This is a genomic window from Bradyrhizobium sp. LB11.1, from assembly GCF_040549385.1.
GTDB lineage: Bacteria > Pseudomonadota > Alphaproteobacteria > Rhizobiales > Xanthobacteraceae > Bradyrhizobium.
Window position 1 is genome coordinate 33,058 of sequence record NZ_JBEPTH010000004.1, and the last position, 19,085, is coordinate 52,142.

Consider the following 19,085-nt stretch of genomic DNA (forward strand, 5'->3'; position numbering starts at 1 on the left):
TCAGACGAGCGGCAGATTGGTGCCGCTTCTTTTGATTCAAGTCTTCATTCGCCCCCGAGCCACATCCAGCATCGCGCCATCGCTGATTGTCGCAGCCAAATGACGCCGGCTTGGAAGAGTCCGTGAATATCAAGAATTATGCATTTAAGCTGCAATTAAAATCGGTTGTCGCTCGCGTGCTCTCTAATGGAAGATAGATGCAACCACTTGCTTTGAAGGTCGTGAAACGAGCAGGTCAAACCCTCCAATGCTTGATCGGAATTGGCGATGACAACCACGTCGACAGTCGGTGACGCGCACGAAGGGGAGCAGGCACATCCGGGCGGCTGGCGGCGCTATCTCTATTCGACGAATCACAAGGATATCGGCACGATGTACTTCGTGCTCGCCATATGTGCAGGTTTTATCGGAGGGACCTTTTCAGTTCTGATTCGGATGGAATTGCAGCATACCGGCCTGCAGATCTTCACGGACCCGCACGTCTACAACGTATTCGTAACGGGCCACGGTCTGATCATGATTTTCTTTACGCTGATGCCTGCAATGATGGGCGGATTCGGCAACTGGATGGTGCCGCTCATGATCGGCGCGCCAGACATGGCGTTTCCGCGCATGAACAACATTTCATTCTGGCTGCTGCCGGCGTCGTTTGCTCTGCTCATCATTTCGATGTTCGTCGAAGGCGCGCCTGGATCGGACGGCGCCGGCACCGGCTGGACGCTCTACGCCCCGTTGTCGACCGCGGGTCATCCGGGACCGGCAGTCGATTTCGTGATCCTGTCGATGCATCTTGCGGGTGCGTCGTCGATTCTCGGCTCGATCAACTTCATCACGACGATCTTCAATATGCGGGCGCCCGGCATGACGATGCATAAGATGCCGCTGTTCGTCTGGTCGGTCCTCGTCACGGCGTTCCTGCTGTTGCTGTCGCTGCCTGTACTGGCCGGCGCCATTACCATGCTTCTCACCGATCGCAATTTCGGGACGACGTTCTTCGCGCCTGAAGGCGGCGGAGACCCGATCCTGTACCAGCATCTGTTCTGGTTCTTCGGTCATCCCGAGGTCTACATCATGATTCTGCCTGGCTTCGGTATCGTGAGCCACGTCGTTTCCACGTTCAGCCGCAAGCCTATCTTCGGCTATCTGGGGATGGTCTATGCGCTGCTTGCGATTGGGGTCATCGGATTCCTCGTCTGGGCCCATCATATGTACACCGTCGGCATGTCCAGCAGCGCGCAGGCGTACTTCGCGTTGGCCAGCATGGTCATCGCGGTGCCCACAGGCATTAAGATCTTTTCCTGGATTGCGACGATGTGGGGCGGCTCCATAACCTTCAGGACGCCGATGATGTGGGCTATCGGATTCATCTTCGTATTCACGATCGGAGGGGTCACCGGCGTTGTGCTTGCCAATCCCGGCGTCGACCGAACGCTGCAGGACACCTACTACGTCGTTGCGCATTTCCATTACGTGCTGTCGCTTGGTGCCGTGTTCGCAATTTTCGCAGGCTGGTATTATTGGTTCCCGAAGATGACCGGATACATGTATTCGGAAGCCCTCGGCAAGCTGCATTTCTGGCTGACGTTTGTCGGCGTCAATATCGCGTTTTTCCCGATGCATTTCCTCGGATTGTCGGGAATGCCGCGACGAATTGCAGACTATCCGGACGCATTCGGCGGCCTGAATCAGATTGCCTCCCTCGGGTCCTATATCTCCGCCGCCGGTCTGATCACGTTCTTCGTGGCCATGGCATATGCCTTCGTCCGGAAGGAGACGGCAGCGGGCAACCCGTGGGGACCCGGCGCGACGACGCTGGAGTGGACGCTTTCGTCGCCGCCGCCGTTCCACCAATTCCAAATATTGCCTCGAATTTCGGGAGATCAATAGGAACCACTGCGCACGCTTGCGCGAAACAAGGAGGCGGCTCAGATGCCGCGGAAGCAAGAGGCATGACAGGACGAAGAGCGCTCTTCATCGATGGAGCCAATCTGGATCGGACAGCGAGAAACCTTGGCTTCGAGATCGATTACAAAAGATTGTTGCTGGAATTCGAGAAATCCGGGACCTTAGTCCGTTCTTACTTCTACTTGGCGATAAGAGAGAGCGCGGCCGGCGGCGTTCAGCGTCTCACTGACTGGCTCGAGGTCAATCGGTTCACCGTCCGAACGAGGTTGATCAAGAGCCATGAGGGCGAGGGTAGGAGGTCGAGACGCAGCATTGGTATAGACCTTGCCATTGACGCCCTCGAGATCGCTCCGCGAGTGGACGAAGTTTTCCTTTTCTCTGGAGACGGCGATTTTCGTGCCCTCGTCGAAGCGGTTCAGCGTTTGGGGGTCAGAGTCACGGTCGTGTCAAGTGTACAGATGGCACCCGCGATGGTATCCGAAGAGCTGAGACGGCAAGCAGACGAGTTCCTCGAATTGGCGACGTTAAGAAATTCAATCGAGAGATAGACGCGCTGGTCGAATTGAGAGAGTTTGCGGCGCAAAGTCGATACGTTGTTTGACGCAATACCGGACGGTCCATCGCTGCGAACCCAGTCGGCCTCGGCATCCTCCCGATCAAGTACGAATCGTCCTCGGTCTCGATGCCGGGCTACGAGTGCGGATGTCATTCGGAGTGCGATCAGACCCCCGATCGGCGCCCAAGGTTGACCCCGACCAACGTTGCGCAATGCCCTGAACTATCACCGAAATGTTTGTCACGCGTGGGGGCAATGTTGGAAGCCGATGGGGGTCAAAGTTCGGCGCTTGTTTACAGCAATCTCGACCGAGACGAGTCGCTCGGAGCAAAAAGCACTTCAACGCGCTGAATTTATAACGCAATTTCAATAATATAGGAGTTCGTAGTTTTATTCTGAATGGCGCGCCATTCAGGCCAGCGAAAACTCAATAAGTCTTCAGGATCGTGAGTTCACCGGCGTCGGCGCGATTCTTCGCCGTGAGCAGGATCTCTCTCATCTGCTTGATTACCGGCGGTTCGAGCGCCTCGATCTTGGCCGCGATTTGCGGATCGAGAATGCCTTTGCGGCCATAACGGCCGCGAACATCGCTGGCGTGCCCGAGGATGCGGTCACGCGTCCGCTGGGCGATGCCGCCGCTGTCGAGCCAATCAGCCATGAGGTGCCGCGTGCTATAAAGCGTCAAGTCGGCACGGCTCAACTTCAAAAGCTTCTTTGCGTATTGCCACGACTTGCTCAGCGGCTGAGACCAGCGCTGCGTGCCATCTTTCCTGATGTAGACGTCCCACTCGGGAAACAGCCGCTCCTCGCCCTTGTCCATCAACTCCTGCATCCGCTCGAGCAAGCCCAATTCGATCAGCAAAGGATGAACGGGAATGACCCGGCCGGCCGCGTTGGTTTTGAGGTTGCGCAGGTCCTGCAGTGCAACGCGTCCGCTCCGCGCATCGAATGGTCTCAGATCGAAATAGAAGAACTGATTGTCGGTCCTGATGTCGGCGCACTTGATTTGGCCAACCTCGCCGGGTCGCATGCCGGTCAAGATGCAGATCAGAAAACCCCAATAGATGTGGGATTGCACCAGGTATCCACCCGGCTGCCAGACGTGCATGCGATTTTTGCAGCCGGTGAACAGTGGTTGCGTCAACAGCTTGAGCAGTTCGTCATCATCGAACGCGTCGCGGGGCAGCGGTGCCAGGTTCTCCGGATCGATGCACTCGAACGTGTAGCGCGGTCCGCTGTAGTGCTTCTCCTGGATAGTCCAGTCGATGAACTTGTACAGGCCGCCCCAGTATCTGCTTTTGATCGTGGTTGTGGTGACGCGGGTGAGTTCGGACCAGCCGCGCGCTTCCGCGTACTTGAAGCGCTGGAAGAGTGTTTTTGCAGCCTCGCGCGGGATGTTGTCGCGGTTCGGAATGTCGGGCAGCGCCTCGTCGAGCAGCTTCCACTTGTCGTCGTCGAGCTCGTTCATCCGGGGATCGCCAAGGAAGTCGATCGCGAACTGAACGACGGCCTCTGCCTCGCCACGGCCCTTCATCGTGTGCTGGCGCTTCCGGCTGGCCGGCCGCAGAAATTCCTGCAGCAACGAGGACATGCGATTGGAATTGATCGCGGTCGGATCGTCGGACTTGGTCGGCTGAGCCGGGGCAGCAATCGCGAGTGGTGCGATAGACGGTGCCAACGGGGCGGCGTTGTTCGGTACCAGCTGAGCCACGCGCTGGGCCACCGCGTCCTGAACGAGCCGATCGATCATGGCGATCGGATCGAAGGCGTTGGGCGGGGCGGGCAAAGCCGCCTTTGGCTTCGGAGCCCACCCTTCGTTGGTTGCTTCGGTGGCCTCGCGGCGGCCGGCTTCGTAGGAACGGCGGACGTTGAGGCGGGCAACGCTGGTTTCCGCGGCTTTGTTCTGGTTGACGAAGTCGATCCAAAGGGTCGGCATCTGTGGAAAGCGCACCGGGTAGGCATAGCCGCGTTCCTGCGCCCGTGTGAGAAAGCGCCGGACCTCGTGCTCGAAGGCGCAGCGTTCGGCCAAAAGCCGATCGTCAGCCGGCGAGCCGCGGCCGACATAGGCCCGCAGGCGGACGTCGAGCACGGTTCCCATAGCTTCCAGGTCGGGAGCCTCGATCAGCTCCTGTACCCATCCGAGATTGTCCACCAGCCGGCGCCTCGCCTCAGTGAAATTGCCTGTCCTGAGGCTGACACGGAGAAGGGGAAGCCCAAAGAGCTGAGCGGCCTGTTTCCCCAACCGAATCTGCAGGAAATAGCGACCGTCGCCACGCCGGGCGAGGTAGGAGAGACGCGACACGTTGGCAGCCTTTCCGGAGGCGTCTGGCGCGAGACATCCGAGTGAGATGTAACACTGCCAAATCCACTACTCCAATCCGGCCAACGTGTTGGAAAATCTAAGGATTTTGCTTTGACTTGGACTTGGTAGCGTTTCCCTCTCCCGCTACCACAACTACGATTTTCTACGTCAAACGACGATTTCCCGCGATTTTGTGGCCTGCCGGTAGCGCAGGCGAGCGACCAGCACGACCATTGCGCTCTCGGCCGTGAAGCGACGCGCGAGGTCTCGCCGATGGCAGATGCCGCGCCTTGTGACGACGGCCTGCCGCGTCTCGCGCGCCCATTCCATGTCTGAAACAGGACGCAAATGGTTAGGAGCTGAATGCATAGGGCTCCTCCACTCATCAGGTAAGCTATTGAAATTATGTCAAATGCGTCAGCGCTCTGAGCATGATGGCGGCCTGTTGGTTGTTGGAATTCCGCGCCACGATCATGAATCGTGAGTTCGACTCCCACGGCCGAAACCGGCGCTGTTGACCCAAAGGCGACATTCAACGTCTGGAGTGATCATTTTCAGCTTCTGTCTGATCTTCGGATGCTAGCCGGGGAAGTCGCGGAACTCCTTGACGAGATTGAACGGAATTTTCCACCCGGCGCCTCCCCCGCGCATCAGCATCTTGATGTCTTCCGCCCTGTTTTCTTTTCCGGTTTTCGGATCGGTCTCCAGCGTGTGGCCTTGGCTGTCCCAAGGTTTGCTCGCGCTCTTCGAGTAGTAGCCGAGAAAATGGCCGGATTCATGGGCCGACGTGTTAGGTCCGCGTGACGAGCTGATGAAGGCAAGGTCCAGCCCTCGAGCAAACGAGCCGTTGGCAGGGCCGCCGTTGGACCAAAGCTTGTCGACGCAGAACATGGTTAGATGGGCACCCTGAACTTTGTGCTTGACGAAGAAGCCTTTCAGCTTTTCGACGTCGATCACATCGGGAAAGATCGCGAGGCTCGCATCCTTCATGTCAGTCGCATTGGCGAGGTCCTGTTTGACGGCAGCCTGCGAGTCGTCGATGACCAGCCAGTCGCTCGGCACCCGCTCGAAGCGGATGTTGGCCTGCGGCCTCCATATGTTGTTCATCGTCAGCAATTCATCTTGCTCGTTGCAGGGCTTCTTGGCGTGAAACACCGAAGCGCCGCCACTCCCCGCAACCATGACATTGCGGAACGCCACCTTGATCTTGATTTCTGGCAGCACGACGACATGGAGCTTGGCTTCGATCTTCCGGCCGGCCGACCGGGCCACCACCTCGAGGCCGGGAAAGCCAATTGGCTTAATCCGGCCATTGATTTCGAAGAACCGTGCATCGCCGTTGAAGGTGGCGGGAAGTGACGCCGCCCTGAGCTGCGGATCGATATCGGGTTTGGAGAAGGTCTCTCTGGCTTGCATTACGCGTCTAAGGGGATCGGCGCCATCGATCTCCTTTATCCCGAGGGCATGGGGGTTAGGGTCGACCCTGAGCTTTCTTCCGGGATCGATCAGCGCCACGATGTTGGAGCCGCCGAACGGCACCACCATGCCTGGCGGGCTGCGGCGCTCATCGATGCCGGAGCGGCGGAAAACCTCTTGAAATGCGGCCATGTCTGGTTCTCCTGTCCTGGTTCGGTCCGTCAACGCGAAATTTTGCGCGGGCGGTTTGAATCAAAGCGCTGGCTCAGTCGAACGTGTATGGTGTCGGGTCCCGTCTGGGGCGTCAGGCCCGATAGGACGAGCTACAAAACGAAGTGGTGCGAAAATCGGCGCGCCAGCTCGTTTTCACTTACTCTTGCATACCCTTGAGGCCCTGCGGGCAGATGCAAGGTCCATCAGACCCACCTGGTGGCTTCGAAACCGGCAAGAGGAATCCCGCCTTGCGAGGTCCCGTCGGTAACCGTTGAGTCCTATTGTGAAAATATCTTACTCACAGCACTTAGATCGCGCTTAACACCTTTCAGCATGCTTCGAATCTCGTTCGTATCGACTGTATTGGCCCAGATCCGAAGTTTGTCTGCCTGTGCGGTACAGGTCGCATATGTAACTGGCGGTCCCTTCAGCAAAATGTCCTGGACTGGAGCATTGAAGCGCTCGAACAGCCGAAGCGTGATTGGGCTGTCTTTGATCGTGGATGCGAAGCCCCCCGTTGTGCCCAACAAATCTCCCTGGGCTCCTTTCAGGTAGTACAGATCAGCCAAGGCTTGTCCGAATGGACCACCCTTCGGCATTGCTCGCGCTGGGCAAAAATTCTGCTGCGCAACCCAGATCGCCCATAGCATTTTCTCCAGCTGTGATTGCACGCGAACCCAATTCGTGTTGGGAGGAGGATTGTATCCGTAGAAGAAATATGAAGCAGCCCACTTCTTTCTTTGTTCTTCGAAAACTGAATTGATGAAAACCTGACCGGCGCCAATGATATTTGGATACGACATACGCTCAAGGTGAGGATGCAGAGCCTTCAGCTTCGTTGAAATGGAAGAGCTGAAGGTTGTAGATCCATTTATGTTCTCGATCGTCGAATCGATCACATCCTTCACCGCTTTCTTCTGCTTCCTTATTTCGACATTGAGGTTGTACCCGAAGCGTTTCATGTCAGGAGATTTCGCGACCGCCGTTCCGTCGATGGCGGCGACTTCCGCGGGTTGAGCGAGCTTTTCGTTCAATACACCGACCAGCGCATTGGTGATGTCTTTTCCCAGATTCCCGAAGAGGGCGCCATCGAACTCCTTGGGTATCTTGCGGAGCCAGTTGGTTGGCAGAGTGAGTGCAGTTTGCTCGTACTCAAAGAACAACCGCGGGCCCACGACCTTTTCCAGGGCGACACCAAGCCAGGCCGTCGCGCCGATCGCGAGGAAGTTCAGGACAAACAGGGCGCGCTGCATTGCTTTCTGCCGTTCGTCCTCCTGTTCCTTCAGCGTGGCGACTTGTTCATTCTGTGCTCCCTCGTAACATCCAACGAGGTGAGCGAGGTAACCTGTCACGGGGTCGCACCATTTGTCGAATTGACCATCGACGTCCTTTTCGAGATTTCCGAGCAGCGTGGTGACGTAACCTTTGAGTTCAACGCCAGCGGTCAGCAAGTCATTGCTCATGGAAGAACCTCATTCCAAAGTTCCGATCGTCGTCATAGATGCGCGCCTCGCCAGCCTCGCGGCTCGGCATGGATTGGTCGCATCCGAACTGGGACGGGTTCAAATGCCGGAATGTTCCATGAAGTTGCCGGCGGTCCAGTTCAATTCTGGTCAGAGTCACACGTTAACGGTGCTTGGCTGAGGCGGTTTGGACCCGCCGACCGGAAACGCCGATGTCGAGAGGATCGCCACGTCGGCATTTGTGAGCGATGCTATCCTCGAATATGACGACAAGCGCTAGCGAGAGGCTCTGGCGTTCTACCGGACGGCCCGGCAAATGTCGGGCGGCAACCAGCTTCGTGTTCATTCCGGTATTTATCTTTCCAGCTGGAAGCTCAATCGTCGGACCGATGCAACCGAGGCATTTGGCAGTCTCGTCAAGCATGGCCTGGTGGCCAATAAACTGTCCGTACGGCTTCTGCTCAAGCCGGGGACGACGCAGTTCCTCGACGAGTTGAGATCTATCGCGTCAGGCGACCAACAAGCCCAGCTTGCCGACCATCGCAAGCGAGCGTTCAACGCTCTCTCGGATTGAAAGCAACAGCGGCTCTGCCGGCTTTCCGTCCTTGTCCTTTTGTTCGATCCGGATGGTCGGGCCGAATGCTTCAGTCATGTCGGCCGTGATCTGATCGATCGTACGAAGGCCGTCGAGTAATTGCAGGAAATGCCGGGTCCGATCGTCCTCCAACTGCACTGTTTGGTGGAGCAGGTTGGTGACGTGCGGGCTTGTCTGCGACTGTTTGCGGGCGAGCAAGCTCGCTTGCGGGCGGTCGGTAATTTCGTTCAGCAGGAAGGGCGGCGATACCAGGAAGGAGACCTCGCCGCTGCAGGCCAGGATGTACATCGCATCCGTCAGGACACCTTCGTCATCGTCGGTGTGACGGCCATCCAGCAGCGCGCGCGCACCGTGCAGCAACTCGCCAAATGACAAGGCGCGCGGCCAGGCCCGGCCGAGGCATAGATGCGCTGCCTTCAGGAGCGGATGGGTCACCGTGATCCTGCTGCCGTCCTGGTTCTCGAATTCCATTGCAGAATCGTCTGTCACACAGGCTTCGGGATCGACGGGGCTGGTCGTGCTCAGGAGGTGGTATCGCCTGACGAAATCCGTATCGATCTGCCGATCGAGGGAAACACTGTCGTGGCAAAACAGGGTACGCCGGAAGCCGTTGCCGTCGATGAAGTCCTGATACTGGTCGCGCGCCATGAACTCGCTTTCCGGGAAGCGCTGCAGCGTGGCACGGACCTCCTCGGAATAGCCGGCGAGATAGCGGCGCGAGAAATCGGAATCGCCGACATACTGCAGGCCATGGCGAGCGGCATCCTCCGCGACTTCGTGCAACAGGAAGGCGGTCGCGCCATCGTCGAGATCGTCGTGAAACAACAATTCGTCCGGAGATTTGAGAACGCGGTTGTACTGATCCCGCATGATCGCGCCGTGAACCGTGTTGGCCTTCGAGCCCTCGCTCAGGAACTTCAGGATCGCGCGAGCCTGTCCGACCTTCTCCTTCATGCCGGTGAGGCGGCGGGTGTGATACCGCATCATGTCGCGCACCATGTCGCGGAGGTGCGAGAACGGGTGCGCATTGTAACTGACGTAGCAGATTCCGCGCGGCGCCAGGTTCTGTTTGAAGATCGCCATCATCTTCTCGCGCACGTGCGGTGGTACCCACGAGTACACGCCGTGCGCGATGATGTAATCGAACTGTCCGAAGCTTGGATCGACATTCATGATGTCGCAATGGAGGAGCTTAATGTTGCTCAGGCCCAGTGTCGTGATATTGTTCTGGCCGCGCTCGATCGTCACGCCGCTCAAGTCGATACCGACGAACTCGCTGTCCGGATATTGAAAGGCCATGGGCAAAAGATTACCGCCGACGCCGCAGCCGAGTTCAAGTACTCGGCAGCGCTCGACCGGAGCAGGTCGCATGCCGTAGACGGTGGCAATCGTTGCGAGATGGTTGGGGTGGGTGAGCCCGTAGACGTGGCCGGGGTAGTAGACCTCGTCGTACCGTGTGGGGCCGGTCGTTGAAGGGCGATGCTCAGTGTGAACATTCATCGTGTTCAGGTCCACGAATATGCGAACTTGTCGTTCGCGATTGAGACGTGTGTCTGCTTGATCTCTTCCTTGGCCAGCGATTTTCTGAGGAACTCGCGCGACAGCTCCGGCAGCAATGTGTTGGTGATGATATTGTCGATCATGCGCCCGCCGGAATCTGGATCGTTGCAGCTTGACACGATGTGCTCCACGACCGCGTCGTCATAGCTGAAGGCCGTGTTGTGATTATCGCGTAGCCGACGGCCGATGCGGTCGAGCTGCAGCCGGACGATGCCGCCGAGCATCTCGTCCGAGAGCGGGAAGTAGGGGATCGAAACGATGCGCCCGAGCAATGCGGCCGGAAATACTTTCAGCAATTCCGGCCTGAGCATCTTCGCGAGCTCTTCCGGTTCATTGCGATACTTTGGATCGCGGGACAGCCCCATGATCAGCTCGGTGCCGACATTGGTGGTCAGGATGATCAAGGTGTTCTTGAAGTCGATCCGTCGTCCGTTGCCGTCCTCCATGACTCCCTTGTCGAACACCTGGAAGAAGATCTCATGGACGTCGGGATGGGCCTTCTCCACCTCGTCGAGCAGGATGACGCTGTACGGCTTGCGCCGGACCGCCTCGGTGAGGCGGCCGCCTTCTCCGTAGCCGACGTAACCGGGAGGTGCCCCCTTCAAGGTCGAGACGGTGTGCGCCTCCTGGAACTCCGACATGTTGATCGTGATCATGTTCTGCTCGCCGCCGTAGAGCGTCTCGGCAAGCGCCAACGCGGTCTCGGTCTTTCCGACGCCGGATGGTCCGGCCAGCATGAAAACGCCGATCGGCTTCGACGGGTTGTCCAGCTTGGCACGGCTGGTCTCGATACGTTTGGCGATCATCGTCAGCCCGTGGGACTGGCCGACGACGCGGCGGTTGAGGATCTCCGGCAGCTTCAGCACGGTTTCGATCTCGTCCCGCATCATCCGACCAACCGGGATGCCGGTCCAGTCGGATACGACGGACGCTACCGACTGCTGGTCCACATGGGCATAGACCATCCGCCTCTCCGGATTGATCCCCTCGAGCGTCTCGAACTTGCCGCGCAGCTCCGCTCGTTTTGCGTCTGGATCTTGATCTTCCTTGGGCTCGATCAGGATGTCACGAATGCTGCGGATGTCCTTGACGAGCTCCTGCTCCCTGGCCCAGTCGGCCTCGAGCGCGGTTAGCTTTTCTTTCAACGCGGCGATATCGCTGTCGATCGCGGCGGCGCGCTCGCCGTCCTCGACGCCCAGATCGCGGTCGCTGACCAGCGCGGATTTCTCAGCTTCGCGAGCCGTGATCGCGACACGCGCGTCCTCGATCAGGGCCGGCGTTGCGCTCTGACTGATCGCCACGCGGGCCGAAGCGGTATCGAGCAGGCTGACGGCCTTGTCCGGCAGCTGTCGGGAGGGAATGTAGCGGTGCGAGAGGTTGACGGCTGCAATGATTGCGGCATCGGAAATGCGAACGCCGTGGTGCTTTTCCATTGGGCCAAGAAGGCCACGCAGCATCACGCAACAGGTCTCGACATCCGGTTCGTCGATCTGGATCGGCTGGAATCGTCGCGTGAGCGCCGGGTCCTTCTCGATGTACTGGCGATACTCCGCCCAGGTGGTAGCGGCGATGGTGCGCAGCGTGCCACGGGCGAGTGGGGGTTTCAGGAGGTTGGCCGCATCGCCGGTGCCGGCTGCGCCACCGGCGCCAATCAAGGTATGGGCTTCGTCGATGAACAGGATGATCGGGGTGGGCGAGCTCTGCACCTCGTCGATCACCGAGCGCAGGCGCTGCTCGAATTCGCCCTTCATCGAGGCGCCGGCCTGCATCAGGCCGATGTCGAGGGCGCAGAGCCGGACATTGCGCAACGGCGGCGGCACGTCGCCGGCGGCGATGCGTTGCGCGAATCCTTCCACCACGGCCGTCTTGCCGACGCCGGCTTCGCCGGTGAGAATCGGATTGTTTTGCCGCCGTCGCATCAGAACGTCGATCAACTGGCGGATCTCTTCGTCCCGACCCAGGATCGGGTCCATCTCGCCCAATTTGGCCTTGGCTGTGAGATCCTGCGAGAACCGGTCGAGCGGTGTCGTGCCTTTCGGACTCGCCTGATCCGCGCCATCCGTGCCAGCGCCCACAAGACCCGAGCCGTCCATGGGCCGCATGGTCTCCTCGTCGGAGCCGGCCCAGATGGCGCGACGCTCGGCGGCCAGTGCTTCGACGTTGACCTTCGCGAATTCCTGGGAGAGGTTGTTCAGCGCGCGACGGATGTCGTTCGACTTCAGCCCAGCCACCAGCAGGTGGCCGGTGCGGATCTGGGTTTCGCCAAAAAAGAGCGTGGCGTAGTGCCAGCCGCGATCGAGGAGATCGATGACCGGATTGGCGACACCCGGCATGTCTGTTTCGTTCTTGCGACAGCCGTTGATGGCGCCGGCAAGTTCCGACAGCAACCGCGCCCGGTCGAGCTTGTAATGGTCCACCGAGAGGCTGAGGTCCGTGCGCTCCTGCTGCAGGATATGAAACAGCCAGTGCGCAAGCTCGACGTTGCGGTTCCCGGCGCTCTTGGCATGGCGAAGAGCCTGTATGAAGGCGTCGTAGCCGGCGCGGTTCAGTTTGCCCGTTACGGCTTCAATGCTGATGTCGGTCACGGCGGCCCCTCCTGCTCAATTGCTCCGCCGATGTTGGACACCTAACGGAAATTGGCGCGAATCCCATGACATTGGGACGATCCGCGCGGTCGGTAGGTTCAAATCGCCGAGGCATCGGCCGCGGCGTTCCGGCGGGCTCGAAGGCGCTCCCCGAGTTGAAAACGGGCGTCGCGGCGATATTCTTCAGTGGAGGTCCAGTTCGGAGAGATCCAGGTGGTCCATCCAAGCCGTCCGCTCTGCCCTAGTCTGACGGGGACGACCTCTCCTGCTGGAATCGCGAGCTCGACCTCCCACTCCAGTTCGTCGCCGATGTAGAAGAAAACGGCGTCCGCCAGCGGCTCCGACAAGTTGCGCTCTTCGGTCGGCAGGAACTGTTCGTACTGGACAAAATTCTTGACGAAGACCCGAACCCTGATCTTGTCCTCGACGCTGAACACGCGTGAGCCGAGAAGCGCGTCGCGACCGAGGCTTGCATGTGCCTCACCGAGCCGGCTGCGGTGACTTGGGTCGAACGCAAGCCAGGTGCCGACAAATTCGTCGATCTCGACCTTGACGTCGAACAGTCCCTGCAAGAACCGCGTCAGCCGTGACGCACACTTCGCCCTTGGGGCGACCAGTCCGGCGAAGCTGAGCTTCGCCATGTCGGGTACGGTGTCCCGATTGGTGAAAACGTTGGAGCCGAGGCCGGCAAAGGAGCCGACATAGGCAATAAAGCGATCCTCCGGGGGGCGGTCGTGCTGCGCGATCGGCCGGGCGTCGGCCCAGGCGCGAAAGAAGAGCTGCAGGAACCGCCCGTTGAGCAGGTCAAGAAAGCGCGGGAAGGCGTCGTCCCGCATCAACCACCAGCTCAGACTCTCATCGGTCGTGGCAAGTGGCAACGCACCCTGCGGACCCAGGAGGCCGAGAAACTTGACGAGTATCCTGAGCCGGCCATTCTGGTCGTCGACCGCGGCAAGATTGGAGGCGGGGAACTCGAGGTAAGGCACTTGGCCGAGATCGACGTACTCCTCGCGGCGGGCGGCGCTGTCACCGATCCGAGGTCGATCCGGATTGGCTCGCTCGAGCTGACGCAGGGTATTGAAGAAATCGAACCGCCAGGGTTCGGCCTTCATCTGGTCGATCAGCGTCACAGCGGTCTCCGCGTGCCCATGCGCGGCGGCCACCGCATGATCTCGCCGCGCTCCGGCGTCGAGACGACTGTCTGGGTGAAGGTGTTGAAGCCTGAATAGTCGGCGAAGAAGCGCTCCAGCACAGCTCCGAGCAGGAACACGCCGCTCCCCTCGAACGCCTTCTCGTCGAGCGTGATGGTGATCTCCAGGCCGCGCGCGGCACCGCTGCCGCTGCGCTCCCGCACCCGTCGCACGACGGGCCGGCTTTCGATGCTGCGCACGCCCCGGATCTTGCGTTCGGTAGCGTCGTCGTACTGGTCGGCAAACAGGGAAAGCATCTCGCGCAGCGCTCCAGCGTTCTTGCCGCCATTGCGCTCGACGAGACCGAGATAGTTCAAGCTCAGCATGTTGATCAGCCGCCAGCTGACGATCCCGCTGTTGGCGATTTCGCTGCGACTGCGCAACTGGGCGACCACCGGCTCACGCGGCCGGGTTGGACCAGCAACGCACACCAGGTCGAGGGACGTATCGTCCAGCAGGCGGAAGTCGGCGCCGCTCGCACCGACCGGCAGGTGTTCAGTGAGATGCCGATTGGAACACAGCGCCCGGACGCTGAGCTCGGCGGCAGAGTCCTGTCCGTTCAATTCGCCGGGCTCGAGCAGCGACAGGAACATGTCCGTCCCGGTGTAATCGGAAGATGAGCCGTACGTCTTCTCTTCCACCGTGCGGCGCCGGGGCAGGCGGCGGACGGTGAAGTAAAGTCCCTGGACCGATGCGCTGGTCTGGTCGACGGCTGCCGAATACAGCGGGCGCACCAGCCGCTTGTCCTTCTCTGCCGGGAAATGCGCGTAGACTTCGAGGACCTGGTGCGGCTCGTATTCGAGATAGCGACTACGATCCGGCACCACGTGATATTCGTGGGTATTCGACTTGACGGGGATTCGATCACTCGTCTTCTCGAACAGGTTGATCGCCGGCGCGGTGTAAAGCCTGAAGGTGTCGGGACGTACCGCGGCGGCGAGCCGCGAATTGTGTTCATCGAAGGCGAAGACAATATCGATCGACTTGCTGCGCAGCCGCGGCATCACGCTGCGGAGTCCGGTCAGGTGGATGCCAAGGAACTTGCGCGGAAACATGAAATATTCCCGGAGCAATTCCGAGCCGCGAAAGACGCGGTTGTCGTTCGGAAACAGCGACTCGGTTTCGTCGAAGCCGATCTGCTGCACGCAGTCGTGTGGTGCGCGCGTCACCACCGGATCGCCGAAATCGTCGAGATGTCGGAAGTAGACGCCCTTGCAATTCGATATCAGTTGCTCGTAGAGCGCAATGCCGTCTGATTCCGCACCGACGAGGTAGATCGGGAGCTCGCCTACGCGGCAGCCCGCAAACCACGTTTCCGGCTTGGTCCGAGCCTCTGCATCCGGCAGTTCCTCGTCAAGACGAGCCGCGGTACGGTGGGTCAACGATAGCCTGAGTCCGGCGATGACGTCGCCGCCGACCGGAATTCCGAGTGCCTGCAGCGCGCCCGCGGTCGAGAAGTATTCGGCGCCGGTGACGTCGAACGGCCAGAGTGTGATATCACGGCAAAGTCGAAATCGGCAGGCGAGGCTTCGCTCTCTTTCGCGGTAGGTGGCGTCGAAGTAGGCGCCGCGCGCGAGCTTTTTGCCGTCGCGTAGCGCCGGGTCGGCATAGGGCGGTCGTGCTGCGACCAGCATGGCCGACGGGGTAGGGGCAAGATAGTTCGGAACCAGCTGTTCGAGCAGATTTGAGGTGAACTCCGGAAATTCATGCTTGAGCTTCAACTGCACACGGGCGGCGAGAAACGCGGCGCCTTCCAGTAGCCCGGTGATCATCGGATCCGAGCGGTCTCTGATCAGGCCGCCGAGGCGTTCCGCGATGCCGGGATATTCCTCGGCGAAATCTCCGGCCTGCTCGTACAGCAGGGACAATTCGCGATTGTAGAAGTCTAGGAATTCGCGATTCATGCTAAAGTCGGTTGATCTGGATATCGCCGCTGTCGAGCTCGACGTCGGCGACGAATTCCACGGGAACGTTGAGCGGTTCGGCTTTCAGATCGGCGTGAACGATGAAGCGCAGCTTGAGCTGCTCGGGTCCGATCGAGCCTTCGCGGCGGACGCGGATTGTCTTACGATCGAGCCTTGGTTCATAGGTGAGCAGTGTGGCGTGCAGCGCGTCACTGAGCTCGTCGTCCGTGACCTCGTCGATCGAGCGGTTCGCGATGTCGGGAAGGCCATAGTTCAGAATCGACGTTCGTACGCAATCCCGGCCGCTCATGTCCAGCGTCGATTCGAGCGCGATCGTATTGAGAAGCGTTTCAAGGTCATGGGAGACCTCGCGCCGGAGCAATGCCTCCGAGATCGGATGGCGTCCCGTGCTGCGCCGGCCTGCGATAATCCGTTCACCGGACTGATCGCGCAGATCGAGCTTCTTGCGCGCATCACGAGCTTCGTGCGCCGCGCGAAAGGCGAGCATCAGCGGCGGAGAGAGCCGATCCTTTTTTGGCGTAAACGTCATTCCGGTCCCCATGTCGGTCGGCGCGTATGCCGCTTCGAAGGGCGGCAATTGGCGTCCGACTTGACTTATCGTGGCCAGGCATCCGGCCCTAACCCGGGCCATTCAAAGATGTAATCCGGGATCGCGCCGCATGGCGCCGGTGTCCGCGATCGGCAACCGGCGCCAGGCGAGGGGCCGAAGATCAAGCCCATTCCTTGTTGGCAGGAACGTCCCAGCCGAAGGTCGGCGAGGCGCCGGCGGCACCCTTGTCCGTCTGGCTCTTGTAGGTCATCTTGACCTTGGCGAAGTTCAGACTCACGTTTTCGGTGAGGCGGTCTTCGCCGTGCGATCCGCCGGTCGACACGCTGGAGACCAGAACGTGCTTCATCTCGATCTTGAGATACTCCAGCGGGTTCTCGCCGGCCTTGCGGACGGTGAGGATCGCCGTATCGATGTGCTTTCCGTTCGCACAGACCTTGAACAAATCCGGGGTGGCCTTGTCCACGAAGTGCGTAAAGTGGAGATCCTGGACGCTGACTTTGCCGGCGCCGCCTCCAGATCCGCTGTGGAATGTGCCGGTCTGGCTTTCGCCGAACGACCAGCTCAACACATCAATCTCTTCCTTGTGCTTGTCGTCCAGCGACTCGCCCTTGATGGGATCGAGTTTCAAGAAAATATCGACAGCCATAACTTAGTCCTCTCAAAAATCTGCAATTGACAGTTGCGACGACGTGACGTCAGGAGCTCGGGCCTGGCAGGCGCGAGACGAGGCTGAGGCCGACGTCCATCGCTTCGAGTTGGAAGTGTGGACGGAGAAAGAAGCGTGCGTTGTAGTATCCCGGGTTCTCCTCGTTTGCTATGACCTCGACCTTCGCTGCGGCCAGCGGCTTGCGCGCTTTCTGAGCTTCTGACGACAGGGCCGGGTTGGCATCAACGTACTCGTTGATCCAGGTTTGCAGCCAGACCGTCAGCTCATCCTTCTCCTTCATGGATCCGATCTTGTCGCGAACCATGCACTTCAGATAATGCGCAAAGCGGGACACTGCGAACATGTAGGGCAGACGTGACGACAGGTTGTCAGACGCGGTTGCATCCACGCCTTTCTCGCCGAAATACTTCTTCGGCTTGTAGAGCGACTGCGCACCGATGAAAGCCGCCTTGTCGGTGTTCTTGCGATGGATCAGCGGGATCAGACCCGCCTTGGCGAGTTCATGCTCGCGACGATCGCTGATCGCGATCTCAGTCGGGCATTTCAGATCCACGCCGCCGTCGTCGGTCGGGAACGTGTGCGTCGGCAGATTGATGACCTCGCCGCCGGACTGAACACCGCGGATGCGGGTGCACCAGCCAAACTCCTTGAAGGCACGGTTGATGTTGACAGCCATCGCGTAGGAGGCGTTGATCCAACCGTACTTGTCGCCGGTATGCCCGTCGGTTTCTTCCTCGAAGGCGAATTCTTCCACCGGCTCCGACTTGGCGCCGTAGGGGAGGCGACCCAGCACTCGCGGCATGCAAAGGCCGACATAGCGCGAGTCATCCTGGTCGCGGAGACCTTTCCAGGCCGCGTATTCCGGCGTGTCGAACACCTTGCCGATGTCGCGGGGATTGGACAGTTCGGTCCATGAATCCATGCCCATCAGCGTGGGTTCGGCTCCGGCGAAGAAGGGGGCGTGCGCGGCGCCGGCGACTTTGCTGAGATCACGCATCAACTGCACGTCGGTCGGCAGATGGCTGAAATAGTAGTCGCCGATCAGGCAGCCGAACGGCTCGCCGCCTAACTGGCCGAATTCGTACTCGTAGACCTGTTTGAACAGCGGGCTCTGGTCCCAGCGGGCGTCCGGATAGAGCCGCAGGTTGCGATAGAGCTCGGTCTTGGAGACATTCATCACGCGAATCTTGAGACTGGCGTCCGTCTCGGAATTGAAGACGAGGTAATGTAGGCCGCGCCAAGCGCTTTCGATCGCCTGGAACTCCGGCGCATGAAGAATCTCGTTCATCTGCGCGGTGAGCTTCTGGTCGATCCGCGCGATCATCTCCTCGATGGTGTCGAGGACATCCGACTTGATGACGCTCGTGTCCTTCAACGCCTCCTGAACGAGCGTGGATACCGCATTCTCGACTTCGGTCGCCGCGCGTTCGGTGCGGGGCTTAAAGCTCTGCTTGAGCAGATTCGCAAACTCGTCGGCCTCGACGGTTCCGACTTGAGTGACGGTCGCCTTTTGACCAGCTTCTTTTGCCATGGTCCCCAGTCCTTCTCTTTAAATCTATCTCTCGGCGTCGGGTTCGGTCGGCTGGCTCGCTGCGCGTTCTTTCAGCGCGGCCATCAGCTGCGGATCGTTAAGGAGCTTCTTCAGCTGATCCTCGGCAGCCACCTTGCCGTCCATGTAGCGGAGCAGGTTGGCGAGCTGCTCGCGGGCCTCCAGCAGCTTGGCCGTGGCCGGAACCTGCCGGGCGACCGCCACAGGTGAGAAGTCGGCCATCTTGTTGAAGCGTAGGCTGATGGAGATCTTCTCGTCGGCCGCTTCGCTCAGGCGGTTGGTCACGCGGGCCGTCACCCCTGGCTGGATCGCGGCCATGCGGTTGTCGAAATTGTCCATGTCGAACTCGAGGAACTTGCGCTCCTCGACCTTGGCTTTCTCCACGCCGGCGTTGTTGCCGGAAAGGTCGGAAAGGACGCCCATCACGAACGGCAACTCGATCAGCCGTTCGGCGTCATAGGGATCCTCGTAGGTGATGTGAACGCGCGGTGCGCGGTTACGACGGATGAATTTCTGACCGCTGTCCGTAGCCATGGTTCCCCTCTCTGCGAAGTCATTGAGAAGCCGGTTTGCCGGACGCAGGTTGCAAGAGCAGCTCAACTTGCGGTC

General features: G+C 59.7%; 14 protein-coding genes. 2 read left to right on the forward strand and 12 right to left on the reverse strand.

All coding sequences use genetic code 11. The annotated features are described in order from the left end of the window. The first annotated feature begins 267 nt into the window (after positions 1-267). Both ctaD and ABIA96_RS11530 read left to right on the forward strand, forming a co-directional pair. Complete coding sequence (gene ctaD / locus ABIA96_RS11525) at positions 268-1,887, forward strand: cytochrome c oxidase subunit I (RefSeq protein WP_354137176.1); 1,620 nt, start codon at positions 268-270, stop codon at positions 1,885-1,887. A gap of 62 nt (positions 1,888-1,949) precedes the next feature. Next, entirely contained in the window at positions 1,950-2,453 is a 504-nt protein-coding gene (locus ABIA96_RS11530) for a LabA-like NYN domain-containing protein (protein ID WP_354137177.1), read from the forward strand. 435 nt (positions 2,454-2,888) lie between these two features. Here ABIA96_RS11530 and ABIA96_RS11535 read toward each other — a convergent pair whose 3' ends face one another. The 12 genes from ABIA96_RS11535 to tssB all read right to left on the reverse strand — a co-directional run bounded on the left by ABIA96_RS11535 (position 2,889) and on the right by tssB (position 19,010). Then, positions 2,889-4,613: a site-specific integrase gene (locus ABIA96_RS11535; RefSeq protein ID WP_354137178.1), complete on the reverse strand. Its 1,725-nt coding sequence runs from the start codon at positions 4,611-4,613 to the stop codon at positions 2,889-2,891. Between the two features lie 318 nt (positions 4,614-4,931). Then, positions 4,932-5,132 (reverse strand): hypothetical protein, encoded by a 201-nt coding sequence (locus ABIA96_RS11540; protein WP_354137179.1) that lies wholly within the window; start codon positions 5,130-5,132, stop codon positions 4,932-4,934. A 210-nt stretch (positions 5,133-5,342) separates the two neighbouring features. Next, positions 5,343-6,404 (reverse strand): hypothetical protein, encoded by a 1,062-nt coding sequence (locus ABIA96_RS11545; RefSeq protein WP_354137180.1) that lies wholly within the window; start codon positions 6,402-6,404, stop codon positions 5,343-5,345. A 266-nt stretch (positions 6,405-6,670) separates the two neighbouring features. After that, positions 6,671-7,855 (reverse strand): hypothetical protein, encoded by a 1,185-nt coding sequence (locus ABIA96_RS11550; protein ID WP_354137181.1) that lies wholly within the window; start codon positions 7,853-7,855, stop codon positions 6,671-6,673. 508 nt (positions 7,856-8,363) lie between these two features. Then, a complete protein-coding gene (locus ABIA96_RS11555) occupies positions 8,364-9,950 on the reverse strand; it encodes a class I SAM-dependent methyltransferase (RefSeq protein ID WP_354137663.1) in 1,587 nt (528 codons plus the stop codon). Between the two features lie 5 nt (positions 9,951-9,955). Next, positions 9,956-12,595, reverse strand: coding sequence for a type VI secretion system ATPase TssH (gene tssH / locus ABIA96_RS11560; protein WP_354137182.1), 2,640 nt, complete (start codon positions 12,593-12,595; stop codon positions 9,956-9,958). 98 nt (positions 12,596-12,693) lie between these two features. Next, positions 12,694-13,758: a type VI secretion system baseplate subunit TssG gene (tssG, locus tag ABIA96_RS11565; protein WP_354137183.1), complete on the reverse strand. Its 1,065-nt coding sequence runs from the start codon at positions 13,756-13,758 to the stop codon at positions 12,694-12,696. Further along, complete coding sequence (tssF, locus tag ABIA96_RS11570; RefSeq protein WP_354137184.1) at positions 13,722-15,689, reverse strand: type VI secretion system baseplate subunit TssF; 1,968 nt, start codon at positions 15,687-15,689, stop codon at positions 13,722-13,724. The genes tssG and tssF overlap by 37 nt, the downstream gene beginning before the upstream one ends. A 1-nt stretch (position 15,690) precedes the next feature. Further along, positions 15,691-16,239, reverse strand: coding sequence for a type VI secretion system baseplate subunit TssE (gene tssE / locus ABIA96_RS11575; protein WP_354137185.1), 549 nt, complete (start codon positions 16,237-16,239; stop codon positions 15,691-15,693). Between the two features lie 181 nt (positions 16,240-16,420). Beyond that, positions 16,421-16,906, reverse strand: coding sequence for an Hcp family type VI secretion system effector (locus tag ABIA96_RS11580; protein ID WP_148776571.1), 486 nt, complete (start codon positions 16,904-16,906; stop codon positions 16,421-16,423). A 49-nt stretch (positions 16,907-16,955) separates the two neighbouring features. Next, positions 16,956-18,458, reverse strand: coding sequence for a type VI secretion system contractile sheath large subunit (tssC, locus tag ABIA96_RS11585; RefSeq protein WP_187437324.1), 1,503 nt, complete (start codon positions 18,456-18,458; stop codon positions 16,956-16,958). A gap of 24 nt (positions 18,459-18,482) precedes the next feature. Next, a complete protein-coding gene (gene tssB, locus ABIA96_RS11590; RefSeq protein WP_354137186.1) occupies positions 18,483-19,010 on the reverse strand; it encodes a type VI secretion system contractile sheath small subunit in 528 nt (175 codons plus the stop codon). Positions 19,011-19,085 lie beyond the last annotated feature (75 nt).